Source organism: Pseudomonas sp. AU12215, assembly GCF_001675465.2.
GTDB classification, from domain to species: domain Bacteria; phylum Pseudomonadota; class Gammaproteobacteria; order Pseudomonadales; family Pseudomonadaceae; genus Pseudomonas; species Pseudomonas nitroreducens.
Genome location: NZ_MACM02000093.1, coordinates 1 through 1066, shown reverse-complemented (window position 1 = coordinate 1066; position 1066 = coordinate 1). Strand labels below are relative to the sequence as shown.

The following is a 1066-nucleotide window of genomic DNA, read 5'->3' as shown; positions in this document are numbered from 1 at the left end:
CCGATTGAGGTCATGACAGAGGTAGTGGCGTTGCAGCATGATGCACCTGCTTCAATCCAGTAACCGTGTTGCACTCAGCTTCTGCAACCGCCGAGTATAAACGCCAAGCACTAGCAGAACGCCACCAATCACTTCGAATGCAATGACTGGATATGCCAGAAAACCTGGGAATCCAACTGATTCAAAAAATCCAGCGGTGCCCGCAGGGGTAAATACGAATACTTTGGTCAAGCCATGTGCAATGAACATGATACCGAGTGCCAGCCGCAGCACGAATGCAGCATAGGGCGCGGTGCGTGAATCAATCATGATTGTATCTCCTGTTGTTAAGTGAGTTGCAGCGTTTTGGACAACCCCTTGGAAAAATCAGCCATTTCCAAATCAATCACCTCATGGGCCATGTCGTAAAAATGTGTCTCATGCTTTACTCCAATCCGGTCCAGCAAGGTGTCAGTTTCCTGTGCCCATCTGCTGGGCAGAACAGCATCCCGCTTACCATGGGCAATAAATCCTGAGAGCGACTCAAGTCGATCATCAGAAGCAATCTGGGTGTGGATTTCTCTCAGCACTCTTCCGCTCAAAACTCCGAACCCTGCGAAAAGCTCTGGCTCGGTTAATCCGATACTTGCACTCATGATCCCACCCTGGCTGAAGCCCGCGATCACCGTCGGCAACGAGGGAAGCGCTTCCAGGAATTGCTTCAACAGCTGCCGGCTGGATTCAGCCTGCGTATAGCTGAACGAAGGGCCGTCGCTGGTAAAGTTGACCTGATACCAGGCGAAGCCCTGAGGCCCCGTTTGTAGGGGGCCCCGTAGCAATAGAACCTCCAGATCCACCGGCAGTGATGCAGCCATGCTCGCCAGATTGACTTCGTTCGACCCAACACCATGCAACAAAAGCAAACGGGCTTTGGGATCAACGGCGTTACAACTCTTGCGGAAGTAGATGCCAGATGTGGGGCGGTTGCAGAAGCTGAGTGCAACACGGTTACTGGATTGAAGCAGGTGCATCATGCTGCAACGCCACTACCTCTGTCATGACCTCAATCGGGCATTTCCAATTGAAG

1 protein-coding gene and 1 pseudogene are annotated in these 1066 nt (G+C 52.2%); both read right to left on the bottom strand.

Annotated features, from left to right (window positions below; genetic code table 11):
• Positions 1-96 precede the first annotated feature (96 nt).
• Positions 97-309, bottom strand: a pseudogene (locus A9513_RS34965) (DoxX family protein); the annotation flags it as partial.
• 17 nt (positions 310-326) lie between these two features.
• On the bottom strand, positions 327-1013 hold the full coding sequence (locus A9513_RS14590; RefSeq protein WP_255302856.1) for an alpha/beta hydrolase: 687 nt from the start codon (positions 1011-1013) through the stop codon (positions 327-329).
• Between the last annotated feature and the right edge of the window lie 53 nt (positions 1014-1066).